This is a genomic window from Salipiger sp. D13 (genome assembly GCF_003703915.1).
In the GTDB taxonomy this organism is placed as follows: Bacteria; Pseudomonadota; Alphaproteobacteria; order Rhodobacterales; family Rhodobacteraceae; genus Salipiger; species Salipiger profundus.
Genome location: NZ_ML112609.1, coordinates 1 through 17,544, shown reverse-complemented (window position 1 = coordinate 17,544; position 17,544 = coordinate 1). Strand labels below are relative to the sequence as shown.

The following is a 17,544-nucleotide window of genomic DNA, read 5'->3' as shown; positions in this document are numbered from 1 at the left end:
CGGCTTCGGCATTCTGACCCCGAAGGCCAGGGCGCATCGCCCGGCCCGAACCATCCGGGGATTGCATGCAGGTCAAGCGGCACAAGGTCGAGGGTCTGACCTTCCAGAAGGCCCATCACATCGGCGGTGAGATCACGCCGAGCATCGTCATTCTGCACGACACCGCCGGGCGTCTCGAGACCGGCAATTCCGCCGCCTACCTCGCGTCGAACAACAGCGGGAAGGTCAGCGTGCACTTCGTGCTCGAGCGCGACGGCACGATCACCCAGCTGGTGCCGACGAACCGCCGCGCGAACCACGCCGGCAAGTCGAGCTTCCACGGCCGCGACTGGTGCAACAGCTTCTCCATCGGCATCGAGATCGTCAACCCGGGCAAGATGACCGGCACGGTCCAGTCGGCCCGGGCCTGGTGGGGCGAGACCTTCGCGGCCGGTGATGAATTCGACCTCGAACACGTCGAGACACCCGAGCACGGCGCCGGGGTCTGGATGGGCTACACCGAGGCGCAGATCGACGCCCTGGTCGCGCTTCTCGAGGTGCTGTTCCGGGACATCCCCACGCTCACCGACATCACCACCCACTGGTACGTGAGCCCCGGCCGCAAGGTCGACACCAACCCGCTGTTCCCGCTCGAGCGCATCCGCGCGCGGATCCTCGGCCGCAACGATCCCGCCGAGATCGAGGCAGAGGAGGGGTCCGAGACCTGCGGCGGTGACCTAGTCCAGGTCGAGACCCATGGCGACACGCTCAACATGCGGCGCTGGCCGAGCTTCAACCCGAACGTCATCGCGGCGATCCCCGACGGCACCATCGTGCCGGTGATCCGCAAGGGCACCTTTGCCGACCGGGACTGGCTGCGCGTGCTCTACGCGGGCCGCGAGGGCTGGATCGTCTCCCGCTACGCCGCGCCCATCACCTGCTCCGAGACCTGAGAGGATCCCGATGAACACCCTGTTGAACGAGCTTTACACGGCGGCGATGCCGCTTCTTCTGCAGGCGCTCAGCGCCCTCCTGACGGCGTTCCTGCTCTGGGCCGCCAACACCGCGCGGGAGCGCTGGGGGATGGAGATCTCGGCCCGGCGCCGCGAGGCGCTGCATTCCGCGCTGATGTCGGGCATTCTCGCCGCGCTGGGGCGTGGCCTCTCCGGGCAGGATGCGGTCCGAACCGCGATCGACCATGCCACGAAGAGCACGCCCGACGCGATCCGCAAGCTGAAGCCGGCGCCCGGCGTGCTGGAGAGCATCGCCGAGGGCAAGCTCGGCGAGGTCATGGGGGTGAGCGGACCGCCGTACACGATCGGGGGCGGCGGACAGAGCAAGCCGCAGGCGAAGCGATGAGGCGGTCGGTGCTGGGACAGCGCGCCGCCCTGGCTGCGATGCTCTTCATCTGTGCGCTGATCGCCTTCTGCCTGGTCGCAACGGCCGCGCTGGCGCAGCCCTGTTTCCCACGTGACGACGTGCTTGCGCGTCTTACCAAGGGCTACGGGGAAGCGCCGCGCGCGATGGGCCTCACGAAAGGCGGTGCGCTGATGGAGATGTTCGCCTCGGACGACAGCGGCACCTGGTCGATTGTCGTGACCCTGCCGTCGGGGCTCACTTGCCTGCTCGATGCCGGCTCACACTTCCAGCCGATCGCCGCGCCGCCGGAAGGGTATCCGACGTGACAGTCGATGTCTCGCTTCTGAACCAGATCGCCGGGGTGCTCGGCTTCTGCATCGCGGTGGCGTCGATGGTCTTCACCTTCTTCGCCACCCGCTCGAAGGCCACCGACGAACGCTTCAAGACCGGCTCCGACCGGATGGACCGGCACGAGCTTCGGCTGCAGACGCTGGAGCAGACCGTGCAGGGGCTGCCAGGGCGCGACGACATCCACGGCATCGAGATCCACGTCGAGCGCCTGGCCGGCGAGATGACCCGCGTCGCGGCGGTGATGGAGGCGCAGACCAAGCTGATGGAGCGGCTGGAGCGCGTCGTCACCCGCCACGAGGACCACCTGCTGAAGGGAAACCAGAGATGAGCTACGCTGACGAACTGCGCGAGCACGCCCGGATCGCGATCTTGCGCATGCTGGAGGACGCGCCGCGCTACACGTCCAACGTCTCGATGATGACCGATCTGCTGCAGACCTTCGGCATCGGCTACACCCGGGACCAGGTCTCGGGCGAGGTCACCTGGCTGAAAGAGCAGGGGCTGGTCACGATCGAGCATATGGCGGGCTTCCTCGTGGTGACGGCGACGGTGCGCGGCGTCGAGGTGGCGCGGGGCGTGGTGACCTACCCGGGCGTCCAGCGCCCCCGGCCGGGGGCCTGAGATGCCGCCGCCGAAGAAGCTCGACCTGATCCCCGAGGAGATCCGCCGCTGGCTGGCCGAGGAGCTGCGCGATCGTGGGTTCGCCGACATCCTCGAGGTGACCGAGGCGCTCAACGCCCGCATCGCGGCCGAGGGGCTGGAACTTAGCATCGGCAAGTCGGCGGTGGGCGACTTCTCGAAGGCGCTGAAGGATCAGCGCGAGGCCTTCGCCATCGCCGATCAGCTCCTCTCCGATCTCGACATCGAGCGCGAGGGCGAGATCCACCGCGTGCTGATGCAGATGATCGCCACCTCGGCCGTGCAGATGATCCGCGCGGTGCGCGAGGAGGACGAGCACCTCGACGCGAAGGACCTCATGAGCCTCGGCCGGATGCTGAAGGACCTGATGGCATCGTCGGGCATGCGCGAGAAGCTCCTCGCCGACGAGCGCGCCCGGGTGGCCGAGCAGGCGCGCGAGGAAATGCGCTCCGACCTGGAGGCCCGGCTCGAGAACGGTGTCGCAAGCGGCGCCGTCAACGCCGATGCCGCCCGCGCGGCGCGCGAGATCATGGGGTTCGCATGATCCGGGCCATCTACTTCTCGGACCGGGCGAAGCATCGCGACACCGCGCTGCCCGGCAGCCTCTGGTTCTCGGAACCGGCGGATGGCGGCGTCTCGGCCATGTGGTTCTACTGCCCCTGCGGCTGCGGGGACCTCGCGCGGATCACGGTAGGGCAGGAGCACAAGCCGCATATGACCGGCCCGAGCTGGAACTGGAACGGGCGCACCGATGCGCCCACGCTGAGCCCATCCGTGCACCAGCTCAACTGCGGCTGGCACGGGTGGCTGCGCAGCGGATACTGGGAGAGCTGCTGATGAGCCTCTGGGATCGCCTCTGCATCCACGCCTGCTATCACCCCTGGAACCCGATCTGGCTGATCCTCAACGACGACTGGATCGGCGATGTCCTGGGGAGCTTCGGCGAGACCTATCCCGGCTGGAAGGAGCTGCGCTGATGCGAGACTTCCTCCTCCGCATGGGGGCGTTCATCCTGGATGAAAGCCGGCCGGCCAGACGCGTCGTCCTGCCGCACCGGTTACATACCAAGCGCGGGCCGTCCCCCGAGAAGCGCGCGGCAAGGAAGGCGCAGCGGCGCGCTCGTGCGATCACCCGGAAATCCAGAAAACGAGGCAAGTCATGACCCGTCCGGTACTGCCTGACCTGCCGACCTTCTGTCGTGGGCCGTTCCATGCCTGTCCCCGATCCATGAAGATCTTCGGCGTCGACGAGTTCGGTGGGCCCTGCATGGTCGCGGATGTCCGTGGCTGGGGTTACCTCACGGGGCGAGGACAGGCGCTCGCCCTTTCATCGGCCGAAGCGATCGAAGCGCAAAGGCGGACGGCCGAGTTTATAGCCGCGGCGATGAACGCGGCCATGGCTGCGCGAAAGTCGCCATGACCAACCCCGTCATCACCTTCCTGCCGTACCAGAAGCGCTGGCTGCAGGACGCAAGCCGCTTCAAGATCGGGATGTTCACCCGGCGCGGCGGCAAGACCTTCGGGGCCTGCGGCGAGATCGCCGACGACTGCTTCCAGGCCGAGATCGAGGGGCGCAAGACGCGCTGGACGATCCTGTCGCGCTCGGAGGCGACGGCGAAGGAGGCGATGGAGGATGCCCTGAAGCCCATCGTCCGGGGCTTCTTCGCGGCCTACAATCGGCTTGCCACGCTCGTGCCGCCCGAGTTCGAGGAGGGCGAGTTCTACGCGCCCGAGCTGGATGCCACGTACAAGACGCACGAGGTGCGCTTTCCCGGGGGTTCCCGGATTACCGCGCTCTCGGCGTCGCCCGATGCGGCGCGGGGCTTCGGTGGCAACCTGCTGCTCGACGAGTTCGCCTTCCACCGCGACAGCCGGCGGATCTGGGGCTCCGCGTTCCCCGTGGCCGCACGGGGTGGGCACAAGATCCGGGTGATCTCGACGCCGAACGGCAAGGGCAACAAGTTCTTCGAGCTGATGACGGCCGAGGATAGTCGCTGGTCGCGCCACCATGTCGATATCTACGAGGCCGTTGAACAGGGCCTTGAAGTGGACATCGACGAGCTGCGCGAGGGCATGGCCGACGAGGACGCCTGGGCGCAGGAGTTCGAGCTGCAGTGGCTCGATGCCGCGTCGAGCTGGCTGGACTACGACCTGATCGCCTCCTGCGAGGAGATGCTCGCGGGCGACCCGGTGCGCTACAGCGGCAAGCAGGTTTACGTCGGTGTCGACATCGCGGCCCGCAACGACCTGTTCGTGATCTGGGTGCTCGAGGACCTGGGCGAACGGTTGGTGACCCGCGAGGTCATCGCCGAGAAGCGGATCTCATTCGCGGAACAGGATGCGCTGCTGGCGTCGGTCTTCGACCGCTACAACGTGATCCGGGTGGCGATCGACCAGACCGGCATGGGCGAGAAGCCGGTGGAGGATGCGATCCGGCGCTATGGCAATTCGCGGATCGACGGGGTGCTCTTTACGGCCGCGCGCAAGCTCGAGCTCGCGACGGTGCTGAAGGAGCGGATGCAGGATCGGGCGCTGGCCATCCCCGGCGGTGACCCGGTCCTGCGCGCGGATCTCCATGCCATTCGCTCGCGGGTCGGGCCCACCGGCATTCGCCGGCTGGTGGCCGAGGGCGACACGGATGGTCACGCTGACCGCTTCTGGGCCCTGGCCCTTGCCGCCGGCGCCGCCGAGGCTGCGCCTGCCGAATACGCATACCGTCCGGTCACCGGATCGGGACGCGGCGGCTTCGACGATCCCGACGCCGATGATGCGCCGAGCCGCTCCTGGTGGCGCCCGCCGCTCGGGACCGGGTTGCGCGGGGGGATCTGACCATGCCGCGCCCTCGCTGCCCACATGAACTGATCCAACTGCACGGCGGTCGCTGGGTGTGCCTGGCATGCGGCCGCCGCGTGCACGATCCCCACTGAAGGAGGCCGAAATGGCGAACCGTCCGCAACTCGTCGACCAATACGGCCGCGCCGTGAAGCGTGCCGAGCTGACCCGCGAGGTCGCGGCGCCCACCATCGGGGGCGTACGCTCGCCGATCACCGGCTATCCGGGCGACGGGCTGACCCCCGACCGGCTCGCGGTGATCCTGCGCGAGGCCGACGCCGGCGATCCGATCCGCTACCTCGAGCTCGCCGAGACGATCGAGGAGCGCGATCTGCATTACGCCGGCGTCCTCGGCACCCGGAAACGCTCGGTCAGCCAGATCGAGATCACCGTCCAGGAAGGCGGCGAGAGCCAGCACGATCTCGACATGGCGAAGATGGTGCGGACCTGGCTCGATCGCGACGAGCTCTCCGACGAGACCTTCGACATCCTCGACGCGATGGGGAAGGGCTACAGCTTCACCGAGATCATCTGGGACACCTCGTCGCTGCAGTGGCAGCCGGCGCGGCTCGAGTATCGCGACCCGCGCTGGTTCCGCTTCGCACGGCATGACCTGGCCACGCCCATGATGATCGACGACAGCGGGCAGGACGTGGCGCTGCCGGCCTACAAGTTCATCTTCGCCCGGCTGAAGGCGAAGAGCGGGATCGCGCTGCGCTCGGGGCTCGCGCGGCTCGCGACCTGGAACTGGATGTTCAAGGCCTACACGCAGCGGGACTGGGCGATCTTCACCCAGACCTACGGCCAGCCGATCCGCGTGGGCAAATACGGGCCCGGCACCGACGCCAAGGAGCGTGACACGCTGTTCCGGGCGGTGGCGAACATCGGCGGCGACTGCGCGGCGATCATCCCCGAGAGCATGATGATCGAGTTCGTGGAGGCGAAGAGCATCGGCTCCTCCACCGATCACTACGAGCGCCGCTCGGACTGGCTCGACAAGCAGATGTCGAAGGCGGTGCTGGGCCAGACCGCGACCACCGATGCCGAGACCGGCGGGCTCGGCTCGGGCAAGGAGCACCGCGAGGTGCAGCAGGATATCGAGGCGGCGGATTGCAAGGCGCTCGCGGCGATCCTGAACCGGGACCTGGTGCGCCCGTGGATCGATCTGGAGTATGGGCCGCAGACGGCGTATCCTCGGATCGTCATCAAGCGGCAGGAGCCGGAGGACCTGAAGGCCTTCTCCGATGCCGTCGGCCCGCTGATCGACCGGGGCCTGCGCGTGGCGACCTCGGAGGTGCTGGAAAAGTTCGGGCTGTCCGACGCCGCCAAGGATGCCGAAATCCTCCGCCCCAAGGGCGAAACCCCCGCGCCAGCGCAAACGCAACCGCCCGGTGGGGACGGAATGGGCCGAGAGAGCGCCATTAAATACCCATTCAATACCCGCCCCGACGCGCCGAGGGGCTCTGCCGCCCTCCAGACGGAAACGCCCTCAGAGAGCCGCTCAGAGCCTCTCGCCCCGGCGACGGATCGGCTGGCCCGGGAGGCCGCGCCGGAGATCGAGACGATGCTCGAGCAGATCGAGGTGATGCTGGAGACGGCGGGTTCGCTCGAGGAGGCGCGCGAGATGCTGATGACGGCCTGGCCGGACCTCGCCACCGACGGTCTGGTCTCGGTGATGACCGACGCCTTCTTCGCCGCCTACGCTGGCGGCCGCGCGCTGATCGAGGACGAGGCCGCCGATGGCTGAACTGGCGGCAGTCTTCCGCAGGCCCTTCAAGCAGCAGGTCGCGGCGTTCCGGCTGCGCCTGCGCCACCTGGTGCCGACGTCGCGCTGGGATGACCTGCGCCACGCGCAGCACGACCGGGCGTTCGTGGTGGCCGGCGCGACCAAGGCGGACCTGCTGGCGGACCTCGCGGCAGCGGTGGACAAGGCGATATCGGAGGGCACAAGCCTCGAGGAGTTCCGCCGCGACTTCCGCGCCACGGTCGAGAAACGCGGCTGGCACGGCTGGACGGGGGAGGGGACGGCCGCCGGTGAAGCCTGGCGGACCCGCGTCATCTACCGCACCAACATGCGGACCTCCTACATGGCCGGGCGTCATGCCCAGCTGACCGAGGGCAACTTCCGGTTCTGGATCTACTTCCACGGCGGCTCGGCCGAGCCGCGGATCCTGCACCTGGCGTGGAACGGGATCGCGCTGCCGCCGGGCCATCCGTTCTGGGTGAAGCATTTCCCGCCAAACGAATGGGGCTGCAGCTGCTACGTGAGCGGCGCACGTTCCGAGGCCGGGGTGCGCCGGTTGGGCGGCGATCCGTCGAAGCCGCTGCCCGACACCTGGCAGGAGATCGACCCGAGGACCGGCGAGCCCGAGGGCGTGGGCAAGGGGTGGGGCTACGCGCCCGGCGCCAGCGTGACCGAGGAGCTGATCCGGATCGTGCGCGACAAGGTGGCGACGCTGCCGCCCGAGATCGCCCGGGCCTTTGTCGCGGATCTCGCCGAACGCTTCCAGGACACCGACCTCGGCCGGATGCTGCGCGATATCGCGGCGGGGCTCGGCTGATGCCCCGGATCGACATCACCAGCGACACGCTGACCGCCGCGCTCTCGCGCCTGTCGGGGGCCCTGACGGACACCACGCCGCTGATGCAGGACATCGGCGAATACATGGTGAAGAGCACCAACGACAACTTCGCCTCGGGGACCGATCCCGACGGCCGGCCCTGGGCGCCGCGCTCGCAGGCCACGCTCGATGCCTACGCGGCCCGGAAGGACAAGCCGGGCCCGCGCCCGCTGATCGGTGCGACGAAGAGCCTGTCGAGTACCATCAGCTACGAGGTGGGCGAGGACGAGGTGCTCTGGGGCTCGAACATGATCTACGCCGCCGTCCAGCAGTTCGGGGCCGAGGCGGGGGAGTTCGGCGCGCGCATGGGCACCAACAAGAAGGGCCGCAGCTTCTTCATGCCGATCCCTTGGGGCAACATTCCGCCCCGGCCCTTCCTGGGCGTGGGGAAGGATGACGAGACCGGCCTCATCGAGATCATCACCGAATACCTCGAGGATGCCACGGACGGCTGATCCGCCGCCGGCACGCTATTGACCAGGCGCGCGGCAGCGCGCAATCTCGCCCTGACCTTCGAGCGCCCCTCCTGACCAACTAGTTGCGCATGTTTGCGATCTGCCTGAGCGGGCAAAGATCGCGGCATGGAAACCGCCCTTGTCTCCCTTGCCATGATGGAACTGCCCGCCTCGGCGGATGGTCCGTCCGTTCCCGAATGGATCCACCTGATGCCGAAAGGCCGGGTCCAGGCGCGGGACGGGCGCGGCCCGTGGCACTACGAGGATGCGAAGGCGGTGATCGCGGAGAGCTTCGCGCGCCGGAGGAAGATCCATGTAGACGAGAACCATTCCACCCGCTCGGCGGCCAAGCTCGGCATGTCCGCGCCGGCGCGCGGCTACATCACCGAGATGGAGGAGCGCGAGGACGGCATCTGGGGCCGGGTCGACTGGACCCGGACCGGTGAGGCGCTGCTCTCGGATCGCGCCTACTGGGGCATCTCTCCCGTCCTTTCCTACGACAAATCCACCGGCAAGGTGCTGGCGATCGCCCACGCCTCGCTGACCAATGATCCCGCCCTGCGCGAGCTGCTCGCGCTCAACAGCACGGAGTACAGCGACATGTTTTCCGCGAAGGTGGCCAAGATGCTTGGCCTCTCCGAGGACGCCTCGGAAGACGATATCACGGCCGCCCTGGCCAAGCGCCTGGACAAGGGGGAGGGCAGCGAGGAGCTCAGCACCTCGCTCTCCGAGATCGGGGCGGCGATGGGGCTGGAGGGCGAGGTCTCGCTCGCCACGCTCATCACCACCGCGAAGGCGCGCCAGGCGGCGTCCGACGAGCAGCAGGAGGCGTTTGCCGCGCTGCAGACCAAGGTGCGGACGCTCGAGGAAGGCGGCAAGCGCAAGGCGGCGGAAGACTTCGTCGACGGTGCGATCCGCGATCGCCGGGCCGGCGTCAAGGCGTCGCGCGAGGACTACGTCGCGCTGCACATGGAGAACCCCGAGCGCGCCGCGAAGATGGTTGCGGGGCTGCCGAAGCTCGACCCCACCAGCACCGTGCTCGAGCCGCCCGCCGCGAAGGAGGGCGAGGTGACGCTCAGCACCGAGCACCGCCAGGTGGCCCGCCAGCTCGGGCTGTCCGATGACGAGATGATCGCGGCCATGAAGGCCGAGCAGAAGGAGGCCCTCTGATGGCTGCTCTGACCGCCGGGCGCCTGACGCCCCGCCGTGAAGGTGACTACATCGCCGGTGCCGTCGCGGCGTCCACCACGCTCTTCGCCGGCGCCATGGTGATGCGCAATGCCGCCGGCTACCTGGTCGAAGGCCAGACCGCGACCGGGCTCGTCGGTGTCGGCGTTGCCGATGCCGAGGCCAACAACTCCGGCGGCTCCGCCGGGGACATCACCGCCCGGGTCCGCCCCGGCATCTTCCGCATGGCGAACTCGGCTTCGACCGATGAGATCACCATCGCCGACATCGGCGCGGTGGCCTACGCCGTCGACGACCAGACCGTCGCCAAGACCGACGGCTCGAGCTCGCGCTCGCCCGCCGGCATCGTGTCGGACGTGGACGACCAGGGCGTCTGGATCCGCTTCGACGAAGCGCTCACCGCCGCATCCTGACAGGAGATCTGATCCATGATCATCACCGCAACCGCACTCCAGGCGCTCCGGGTCGGCTTCAAGACCGAGTTCCAGAAGGCCCTGGACGGCACCCCCACCATGCGCGATCGCGTCGCGACCGTGGTGCGCTCCTCGACCTCCGAGAGCACCTACGGCTGGCTCAAGAAGATGTCGGGCATGCGCGAGTGGCTCGGCCCCCGTCAGCTCGACGGCATCGCCGAGGCCCAGTACACGATCCGCAACAAGCACTTCGAGAAGACCGTCGAGGTGAACCGCAACGACATCGAGGACGACAACCTCGGGCAATACTCGATGATGTTCGGCGAGCTGGGCGATGCCGCCGGCGCGCATCCCGAGACGCTGGTGTGGAACCTGCTGAAGGCCGGTTTCTCGACCGAGTGCTGGGACGGCCAGAACTTCTTCGACAGCGATCACCCGATCACCGACGAGGACGGGGCAGCCACGACCTTCTCGAACACCGGCGGCGGCTCGGGCACGCCCTGGTTCCTGCTCTGCACGAACAAGTCGATCAAGCCGATCCTGCTGCAGGAGCGCAAGCCGATCACCTTCACCTACAAGGACCGGCCGGACGACGACAACGTGTTCTTCAACAACACCTACGTCTACGGCGCCGACTGGCGCGGCAACGTGGGCTTCGGGGTGCCGCAGATGGCCTACGGCTCGCAGCAGACGCTCGATGCCACCAGCTACGCCGCTGCCCGCACCGCGATCCAGAACATGAAGGGCGACGGCGGGCGTCCGCTCGGCCTCATGCCCAACCTGCTGGTGGTGCCGCCCTCGCTGGAGAGCGCCGGCCGCAAGCTGCTCAACAGCGAATACGCGGCGGGTGGCGAGACCAACGAGTGGAAAGGCACCGCCGAGCTGCTCGTCGTGCCCTGGCTGGCATAAGGCCCGGGCTGATGACCGAGAAGAGCGCAGAGCGGATCGCGCTGGAGGCGCGGGCGACGGCGGCCAAGGTCTCCTTCGCTCCCAACATCGGCGACGAGAAGCTCGCCGAGCGGGTGGCGAAGGCGGAGGCCGCCGGCACGACGCCCGGATCCTCGGATCCCGCAGCGGCCAATACGGCCGATGCGGGGACCCCGGCTGCGGCGGGGGCGAAGGACGGCGCCCCTGCCGCGAAGCCGGTCGTCGTCGTGGTCACCGGACCGCGCAAGGGCCGCTGGCGCGCCGGCCGGCACTTCACGGCCGAGCCGGTGACAATCCCGGCCGAGGATCTCTCCGACGACGAGGTCGCCGCTCTCCTGGGCGATCCGCGCCTCACCGTCGACACCCGAGAGGCCGACTGATCATCTGCCTCGCCCGCTGACGACCGGCGGGCGGTGCCTCACCTCCCGGCGGCGCAGATGCCGCCGGGCCTTTTCCCCCTCCGGAGATCGCCGTGGCCTATTGCACCAAAGCCGACCTGATCGACCGCTACGGCGAACGGCTGCTGATCGAGCTGACCGATCGCGGCGCCATCGCCACGGGCGCGATCGACGACGACGTGGTCGACCGGGCCATTGCCGAGGCCGACGCGCTGATCGATGGCTATTGCGCCGGCCGCTACGTGCTGCCGTTCGCGACGGTGCCGGTCCAGATCGGCCCGCTGTCGCGCCAGATCGCGATCTACACGCTGCACGTCTACGAGCCGAACGAGAAGATCACCGCCGACTATAAGGAGGCGATCCGCCAGCTGCAGCAGATCGCCAGCGGCACGCTGAAGCTCAACGCCGAAGGCGTAGCCTCCAGCACCACCGATGCCGGCGGCGCCCGTGTCACCGACCGCGAGCGTCCGATGACCGAGCAGTCGCTGAAGGGGTGGATTTGATGCTGGAGCTGGTCGTTGCCCGGCTCGAGGCGGAGATCGCGGAGCTCGCGCACCGGATCGACGGCGCCGCCGAGTTCACGCGGATGATGGAGACGAAGACGTTGCCCAGCGGAGGCGTGCGCGCCTACGTGCTGCCCACCGGCATTCGTGGCCAGCGCGGCGATGCCGTCACCGGCGCCTTCACCCAGCCCATCACCCGCACCATCGCCGTCGTGCTGCTGACCCGCTCGGTCGATGCGGCCGGCGAACGCGCGCTCTCGCGGCTCGGGGCTTTCGTCGACGAGATCATCGCCACGCTCGCCGGCTGGGCGCCCTCGGACGAGGTGGGCGTCTTCGAGCTGCGCCAGGCGTCGATCATCCCGACCGAGCACGGCCTGCTGGGCTACCAGATCGAGTTCTCCATCAACGACCAGCTGAGGATCTTCTCATGACCAGGCGACCACTCCCCGCCGGCGGCGGCAGCTACGCCCGTGACGACAAGGGCAAGCTCAAGCTGACCGCCCAGACCACGCCCGCGAGCGCCGCCCGCGCGCCGCAAAAGCCCGCCGCGAAGACCGCGAAGGCTGACCAGAAGGAGGTCTCCGAATGACCCTGTACTTCCGCAAGAAGGTGCTGCTCGCCAAGATCGAAAGCGCCTATGGCACCGACGCCACCCCGACCGGAGCCGCAAACGCGATCCGCGCGACCGAGATCAGCATCCGCCCGATGGAGGGCTCGGATCTCGATCGCGGTCACGAGACGCCCTATCTCGGCGCCAACGCCACCATCCCCGTCGACGTGCATTCGGTGATGACCTTCCGGGTCGAGCTGGCAGGCTCCGGCGAGGCCGGGACCGCGCCCGCCTGGGGGCCGCTGATGCGCGCCTGCGGCGTGGCCGAGACCGTGACCGCCTCGACCGACGTGGTCTACAACCCGATCTCGGGCAGCTTCGAGAGCGTCACGCTCTATCTCAACATCGACGGCACGCTCTATTCGCTGCTGGGCGCGCGCGGCAACTGCAACCTGACGGTCAACGCCTCGGGCATTCCGCAGCTCGAGTTCACCTTCACCGGTCTCTGGGTGAAGCCGTCGAGCGCGGCGCTTCCGACGCCGGACTATTCCGCGTTCCAGAAGCCGCTGGCAGGGACCAAGGCCAACACCCCGACCTTCACGATCGACGGCGATCCTTACGTGCTGCGCAACTTCCAGCTCGCCTTCGGCAACGACGTCCAGGGCCGGTTCCTGATCGGCGAGGAGGAGATCGTCATCGCCGATCGCGCCGACATGATCGAGCTGCAGATCAAGGCGGTGCCGCTGGCCACCCTCGATCCCTTCGCCCTCGCGCGTGACCAGGCGGCGGTGCCACTGCAGCTGGTGCACGGCACCGGGGCCGGAAACATCGCCACGCTCGACGTCGACGAGGCACTGATCCAGCGGCCCACCGGGATCACTGAGGCCCAGGGCGTGGCGGAATGGCCGCTGCGCATGGTGCCGCTGCCGGTCTCCGGCAACGACCAGTGGACCCTCACGCTCACCTGACCGCCCGACCCGACGAAAGGACCGTCCCGATGAACAAGTTCAACCTCAAGTTCCACATGATCGGCGGCGCCGTCATCACCGTGCCGAGCCCCGATCTGTCGATCGACGACGTGGAGGAGGAGCTTCGGGAGCATGGGGTACTCTCGATCTCTTCGGCGAGTGGTGAGGAAACCGTGATCTTCCGCCAGGGCGTTGCGGCGATCTGCCTCGTCAAAGTTCCCGCTGTCTCCTGATCCCGCCCGCAAGAAAGGACCGATCCAATGGCATTCCGCGTATCCAAGAGCCGCACCTTCACCGTGCCCGTCCAGGTGGGCGATGAGGACTTCACCGCCACGTTCCACGCGCTGCCCGATGTGGCGCTCAAGGAGTTCGATGCGCCGGGGGTCGAGATGCAGAAGGAGTTTCTCCGCCGGGTGATTGTGAGGCTGGAAGGGCTCGTCGATGATCACGACCAGCCTCTGGGCTTCTCCTCGACGCTCTTCGAGGAGCTGATCGACTACTCGGATCTGCGGTGGGCGATGCTCGGCGCATATCACACGGGCTTCTACCGGGCCAAGGCGGGAAACTGAGATGGGCCGGGCGCGCCTGGGCCGCCGGCACGCTGCACGATGACGGCCGCGAGGACGAGCTGGAAGCCGACGCGCGCTTCTTCGGGATCCCGGTCGCGCTCGTGCGGCGCGCCGATGACCAGGACGGCGTCTGGCCCGAACACCTTCCCGCGCTCGAGCGCTTCCTCGCGGTGGATACCCAGTGGTGTGTCGAGGTTGGCATGCGCGGGGCGTTCTGGGTGGGGCTCGACTACGGCGCCTGCGAGAGCGGCCTGAGGCTGGCGGGGTTCGCGCCGGACCCCGAACTCTGGGCCGAGGTGCGGCTCATCGAAGACGGCGCGAAACAGGAATTGAACGGGCGTTGACATGGCATTCCGGGTTGCAGCTTTCCTCTCGATGCGCGGCGGCAAGGAAGCCGCGGCGGAGGTTCGCGCGCTCAAGGGCGCAACCGATGCGCTGAAGACCTCGACCGAGGGTCTGACCACCCAGAGCGGTGCCGAGGAAGCGGCGCTCGGGGCCGTCGGGGCCGAGGCCACCCGCAACACCACGATATTCGGCCGGCTGGGCGCGACCTACGACAGCGTGAAGCGCCGCGCCGGCGATGCCTTCGACCGGCTGCGCGGCGGCGCCAAGGGCGCGGGCGACAGCGCCGAGATCGCGGCGGGGCAGGTGGGCAACCTCTCGGCGCAGTTCTTCGACATCGGGGTGATGATGCAAGCGGGGCAAAACCCGCTGCAGCTCGCGGTCCAGCAGGGTTCGCAGATCGCCCAGGTGATCGGCCCCATGGGCGCGGCCGGTGCGGTGCGCGCACTCGGCTCCGCCTTCATGAGCCTGCTGAGCCCGGTGACCCTGATCACCGTGGGCGCCATCGCCGCCGGCGCGGCGGTAACGCAATGGCTCACCGGATCGAAGGACGCGGCCGAGACCTTCGACGACAGCCTCGACGCGCTCGGCGAGCGGCTCGACGCGTATCGCAAATACGCGGATCTGGCGGGGTCTTCCACTAAGGAGCTCGAGGAGCGCTTCGGCTCCGCTGCTGCGGCGGCGCGGGAGTTCCTGCCGGGCATGGCGGAGACGCGGCTGCGCTCGGCGCAGCTCGGGGTGACCCAGTCGATCGAGACGCTGCTCGAGGAACTGGGGATCGGGGCCGGGTCGAAGGGGCTGACGGACGAGCAGTCGGTCGCCGAGGAGCTGGGCGTCTCGCTCCTGCGGGCCCCGAGCTGGGAGGCGCTGGAAAAGAACCGTTCGGTGGTCGAGGAGCTGATCGCGAGTTACGAGCAGCTTGGCACGGTGGCGGAGGGCAGTTCCGAGGAGCAGCTCGCGGCCGTGCAGCGGGTGCTGGAGGCATACCGGGCCGGCGCCGAGCTGAGCAAAGGTGTCAACGATGTCGAGAACGCGCGGATCCAGCAGCTTGAGACGCTGGCCGAGCGCATCGCGGAACTGCAGGGGCAGGAGCAGCCCAGCCTCGAGTCCACGATCCCGCAAAGCATCCGCGACCAGGCGGACGCCGCCGGCAAGGCCTATCTTGAGCGCCGCAAGATGGTGGCGGAGCTGGAGCGCGAGATCGCGCTCTCCGAGGCGATCCTGCAATATGGCGAGCAGTCCGCCGAGGTCGAGGCGCTGCGCGTGGAGCAGGCGCAGGAGGTGCTCGAAGCCCGGCTGAAGGAAAAGGGCTGGCTTCCGCAGATCATCGACCAGGTGCTGGAGCTGAACCGGATCGAGCTGGACCGGGCCCAGGCGGTGCGCGATGCCGAGGCGGCGCGGGGCGCCTCGAACCAGATCGCCCAGCTGCGCAGCGAGGCGGAGATCAACCGCGCGATCGTCACCTACGGGCGCGACAGCGTCGAGGTGAAGCGGCTGCAGATCGCGGCCCAGCGTCAGCTGCTCGAACAGATGCTGCAGCTGCAGGACATCACCGAGGCGCAGAAGGATCAGTGGCGCGAGGCCTGGGAGGCGGCGAACGGGCTCGCCTCGGCCGATCCCTTCGGCGCGCTCGCCGCCTCGGCCGACTATTTGCGCCAGGCGGATCTGCGCATCGAGAAGCTGCGCCTCGAGCAGGATCTGCTCGGCCAGACCGAGGCGGTGCGCACCCGGCTGCTCGCACTCTACGAGGCGGAGGTGCAGATCCGCCAGCAGGGGCTCGACCGCACCAGCGCCCGCGCCGACGAGGTTCGCGCGGCGGTGCTCGAGGAGGCGGAGCTCACCCGCGAGCTGGGCCGGCAGGCGCAGGCCTGGGACGAGATCCGCAATGCCGGAACGCAGGCGATCGACGACATCTTCGACCGGCTGATGGAGCGCGACTTCGCGGGGGCGCTGACCTCGGTCGCCGAGGAGATCTCGCGCACCTTCACCGACCTCGGGCTGCTCAACCCGCTGAAGAACGACCTCTTCGGCACCGACCTGCCGACGATGCAGGATCTCGGCGGCTGGCAGGGGATTTGGGACCGGCTCACGGGCGGCGAGATGCCGACGCCGGACTTCTCGGCGATGGAGGCCTTCTCGACCCCGGCGATGTCGGTCACGGCGATGAACGTGACGATTGGCGGGCCGGGGCTCAACGCGCTCGCCGGCGCCGGCGGGGCGGCGACGCCGGCCGGGATGATGTCGGGCAGTACAGGCCCGATCTCGGCCGAGGCGGCCGCGCTCCTCAAATCCGTCTCCACGGGTGGGGCACTTCGGCCCGACGCGATCAGCAACATGGATCCCAAGCTCGCCGGCCCGCTCGCCGCGATGATCGCCGAAGCACAGGGGATATTCGGTTCGGACGCCGTCCAGGTGAACTCGGCGTATCGCTCGGTCGAGCGTCAGACGCAGCTCTGGGAAAAGGCGCTCGCCAAGTACGGCAACCCGGCCGAGGCCCGGAAGTGGGTCGCGCCCCCGGGCAACTCGCGCCACAACTTCGGGCTCGCGGCCGATCTGCAATACGGGTCGAGCTCGATCGAGGAATGGTTCCACGCGAACGCCGGTCGGTTCGGGCTCGGCTACCGCATGGACAATGAGCCTTGGCATATCGAGCCCACCGCCGCATCGCTGGCCCAGCCGGCCGCTCAGACCCAGCAGGCGCTCGATGCGCTCGCCACCACGGCCGTGGGCGCGACGCAGAACCTCGGCACGCTCGGCAGCGGCTTCGACATGCTGGGCTCGGTGCTCTCCAGCCTGACCAGCGGCGGCGCGGGTGGCGGTGCCGGCGGCGGCTGGATCGGCAGCCTGATCGGCGCGATCTTCTCGCCGGGCGAGGCGCCGCCCGCCAATGCCGATGGCGGCTACCAGTATTTCCCGGGGGGCAGCCGGGCGGACACCGGGCTGATCCGGATCAGTTCCGGCGAGTTCGTCGTGAACGGGGCGGCGACCGCGCGCAACCGTGGCCTGCTGGAGTGGATCAACTCGGGCGGCGACGCCATGGCGAGCCTGCCGGCGCGCGCCAACGGCGGCGGCTTCGCCAGCGGCGGGTACGACGCCGGGCCCCGCGAGGTGCAGATCGTCACCCCGCCGGGCGTGCCGATGTCGGCCACGCTGGAGGAGGAGCCGATGCCCGGCGGCGGCCGGCGCGAGCGCTACGTGCTGGCGGAGATGGTCGGCGGCGCGCTGTCGATGCCCGGCGGCGCCGCGCGGCGCACCATGCGCAACGCGTTCGGCGTCCGCCCGAAGGGGGCGCTGCGATGACCGTGCCGAGCTGGCCCACCGCGCTGCCCCGGCCGCTGCGCTCGAGCTACCGGGCGAGCGCCACCGATCCGCGGCTGAAGCGCGCCCAGGACGCGCCGGTGCCGGCCTATCGCCGGCGCTATTCCTCGGTCGCGCGCGGCCTGCAGCTCTC

General features: G+C 68.9%; 26 protein-coding genes. All 26 read left to right on the top strand.

Features of this window, described 5'->3' with window-relative positions; genetic code table 11:
• Nucleotides 1-65: 65 nt before the first annotated feature.
• The 26 genes from D6860_RS17155 to D6860_RS25540 all read left to right on the top strand — a co-directional run bounded on the left by D6860_RS17155 (nt 66) and on the right by D6860_RS25540 (nt 17,393).
• Nucleotides 66-932 (top strand): N-acetylmuramoyl-L-alanine amidase, encoded by an 867-nt coding sequence (locus D6860_RS17155; RefSeq protein ID WP_076621976.1) that lies wholly within the window; start codon nt 66-68, stop codon nt 930-932.
• 10 nt (nt 933-942) lie between these two features.
• Nucleotides 943-1,338 carry a hypothetical protein gene (locus D6860_RS17150; protein ID WP_076621975.1) on the top strand — a complete coding sequence of 132 codons (396 nt, stop codon included), beginning with the start codon at nt 943-945 and terminating at the stop codon, nt 1,336-1,338.
• A gap of 8 nt (nt 1,339-1,346) precedes the next feature.
• Entirely contained in the window at nt 1,347-1,664 is a 318-nt protein-coding gene (locus tag D6860_RS17145; protein WP_128549278.1) for a hypothetical protein, read from the top strand.
• On the top strand, nt 1,661-2,017 hold the full coding sequence (locus tag D6860_RS17140; RefSeq protein ID WP_076621973.1) for a DUF2730 family protein: 357 nt from the start codon (nt 1,661-1,663) through the stop codon (nt 2,015-2,017). The genes D6860_RS17145 and D6860_RS17140 overlap by 4 nt, the downstream gene beginning before the upstream one ends.
• Nucleotides 2,014-2,310, top strand: coding sequence for a VpaChn25_0724 family phage protein (locus tag D6860_RS17135; RefSeq protein ID WP_076621972.1), 297 nt, complete (start codon nt 2,014-2,016; stop codon nt 2,308-2,310). The genes D6860_RS17140 and D6860_RS17135 overlap by 4 nt, the downstream gene beginning before the upstream one ends.
• A gap of 1 nt (nt 2,311) precedes the next feature.
• Nucleotides 2,312-2,872: a phage protein Gp27 family protein gene (locus tag D6860_RS17130; protein WP_076621971.1), complete on the top strand. Its 561-nt coding sequence runs from the start codon at nt 2,312-2,314 to the stop codon at nt 2,870-2,872.
• A complete protein-coding gene (locus D6860_RS17125) occupies nt 2,869-3,165 on the top strand; it encodes a ubiquitination-like system serine protease family protein (RefSeq protein WP_076621970.1) in 297 nt (98 codons plus the stop codon). The genes D6860_RS17130 and D6860_RS17125 overlap by 4 nt, the downstream gene beginning before the upstream one ends.
• Nucleotides 3,165-3,305 (top strand): hypothetical protein, encoded by a 141-nt coding sequence (locus tag D6860_RS25330; RefSeq protein ID WP_157895858.1) that lies wholly within the window; start codon nt 3,165-3,167, stop codon nt 3,303-3,305. The genes D6860_RS17125 and D6860_RS25330 overlap by 1 nt, the downstream gene beginning before the upstream one ends.
• Entirely contained in the window at nt 3,305-3,490 is a 186-nt protein-coding gene (locus tag D6860_RS17120; protein WP_076621969.1) for a hypothetical protein, read from the top strand. Before D6860_RS25330 ends, D6860_RS17120 begins: the two co-directional genes overlap by 1 nt.
• A complete protein-coding gene (locus D6860_RS17115; RefSeq protein ID WP_076621968.1) occupies nt 3,487-3,747 on the top strand; it encodes a hypothetical protein in 261 nt (86 codons plus the stop codon). Before D6860_RS17120 ends, D6860_RS17115 begins: the two co-directional genes overlap by 4 nt.
• A complete protein-coding gene (locus D6860_RS17110) occupies nt 3,744-5,156 on the top strand; it encodes a terminase large subunit domain-containing protein (RefSeq protein WP_076621967.1) in 1,413 nt (470 codons plus the stop codon). Before D6860_RS17115 ends, D6860_RS17110 begins: the two co-directional genes overlap by 4 nt.
• Nucleotides 5,157-5,265: 109 nt before the next feature.
• The gene (locus tag D6860_RS17105; RefSeq protein WP_076621966.1) at nt 5,266-6,906 is read left to right on the top strand and encodes a DUF935 domain-containing protein; all 1,641 of its coding nucleotides are present in this window, start codon (nt 5,266-5,268) and stop codon (nt 6,904-6,906) included.
• On the top strand, nt 6,899-7,720 hold the full coding sequence (locus tag D6860_RS17100; protein ID WP_083697714.1) for a phage head morphogenesis protein: 822 nt from the start codon (nt 6,899-6,901) through the stop codon (nt 7,718-7,720). The genes D6860_RS17105 and D6860_RS17100 overlap by 8 nt, the downstream gene beginning before the upstream one ends.
• Complete coding sequence (locus tag D6860_RS17095; protein WP_076621965.1) at nt 7,720-8,235, top strand: phage virion morphogenesis protein; 516 nt, start codon at nt 7,720-7,722, stop codon at nt 8,233-8,235. The genes D6860_RS17100 and D6860_RS17095 overlap by 1 nt, the downstream gene beginning before the upstream one ends.
• A gap of 126 nt (nt 8,236-8,361) precedes the next feature.
• Complete coding sequence (locus D6860_RS17090; RefSeq protein WP_076621964.1) at nt 8,362-9,405, top strand: phage protease; 1,044 nt, start codon at nt 8,362-8,364, stop codon at nt 9,403-9,405.
• A complete protein-coding gene (locus D6860_RS17085; protein ID WP_076621963.1) occupies nt 9,405-9,836 on the top strand; it encodes a hypothetical protein in 432 nt (143 codons plus the stop codon). The genes D6860_RS17090 and D6860_RS17085 overlap by 1 nt, the downstream gene beginning before the upstream one ends.
• Before the next feature lie 15 nt (nt 9,837-9,851).
• On the top strand, nt 9,852-10,745 hold the full coding sequence (locus D6860_RS17080) for a Mu-like prophage major head subunit gpT family protein (protein WP_076621962.1): 894 nt from the start codon (nt 9,852-9,854) through the stop codon (nt 10,743-10,745).
• Nucleotides 10,746-10,756: 11 nt separating this feature from the next.
• On the top strand, nt 10,757-11,143 hold the full coding sequence (locus D6860_RS17075) for a hypothetical protein (protein WP_083697713.1): 387 nt from the start codon (nt 10,757-10,759) through the stop codon (nt 11,141-11,143).
• A 92-nt stretch (nt 11,144-11,235) separates the two neighbouring features.
• Nucleotides 11,236-11,664: a gp436 family protein gene (locus D6860_RS17070; RefSeq protein ID WP_076621961.1), complete on the top strand. Its 429-nt coding sequence runs from the start codon at nt 11,236-11,238 to the stop codon at nt 11,662-11,664.
• Complete coding sequence (locus D6860_RS17065) at nt 11,664-12,095, top strand: phage tail terminator protein (protein ID WP_076621960.1); 432 nt, start codon at nt 11,664-11,666, stop codon at nt 12,093-12,095. The genes D6860_RS17070 and D6860_RS17065 overlap by 1 nt, the downstream gene beginning before the upstream one ends.
• Nucleotides 12,092-12,253 carry a hypothetical protein gene (locus tag D6860_RS25325; RefSeq protein WP_157895857.1) on the top strand — a complete coding sequence of 54 codons (162 nt, stop codon included), beginning with the start codon at nt 12,092-12,094 and terminating at the stop codon, nt 12,251-12,253. Before D6860_RS17065 ends, D6860_RS25325 begins: the two co-directional genes overlap by 4 nt.
• A complete protein-coding gene (locus D6860_RS17060; RefSeq protein ID WP_076621959.1) occupies nt 12,250-13,182 on the top strand; it encodes a phage tail tube protein in 933 nt (310 codons plus the stop codon). The genes D6860_RS25325 and D6860_RS17060 overlap by 4 nt, the downstream gene beginning before the upstream one ends.
• 29 nt (nt 13,183-13,211) lie before the next feature.
• Nucleotides 13,212-13,415, top strand: a complete 204-nt coding sequence (locus D6860_RS17055; protein ID WP_076621958.1) for a hypothetical protein — start codon at nt 13,212-13,214, stop codon at nt 13,413-13,415.
• 27 nt (nt 13,416-13,442) lie between these two features.
• Nucleotides 13,443-13,751, top strand: a complete 309-nt coding sequence (locus D6860_RS17050; protein ID WP_076621957.1) for a hypothetical protein — start codon at nt 13,443-13,445, stop codon at nt 13,749-13,751.
• Nucleotides 13,694-14,095 carry a DUF1799 domain-containing protein gene (locus tag D6860_RS25760; RefSeq protein ID WP_229743240.1) on the top strand — a complete coding sequence of 134 codons (402 nt, stop codon included), beginning with the start codon at nt 13,694-13,696 and terminating at the stop codon, nt 14,093-14,095. The genes D6860_RS17050 and D6860_RS25760 overlap by 58 nt, the downstream gene beginning before the upstream one ends.
• A 1-nt stretch (nt 14,096) precedes the next feature.
• Nucleotides 14,097-17,393, top strand: a complete 3,297-nt coding sequence (locus D6860_RS25540; RefSeq protein WP_076625203.1) for a phage tail length tape measure family protein — start codon at nt 14,097-14,099, stop codon at nt 17,391-17,393.
• The last annotated feature ends 151 nt before the right edge of the window (nt 17,394-17,544 follow it).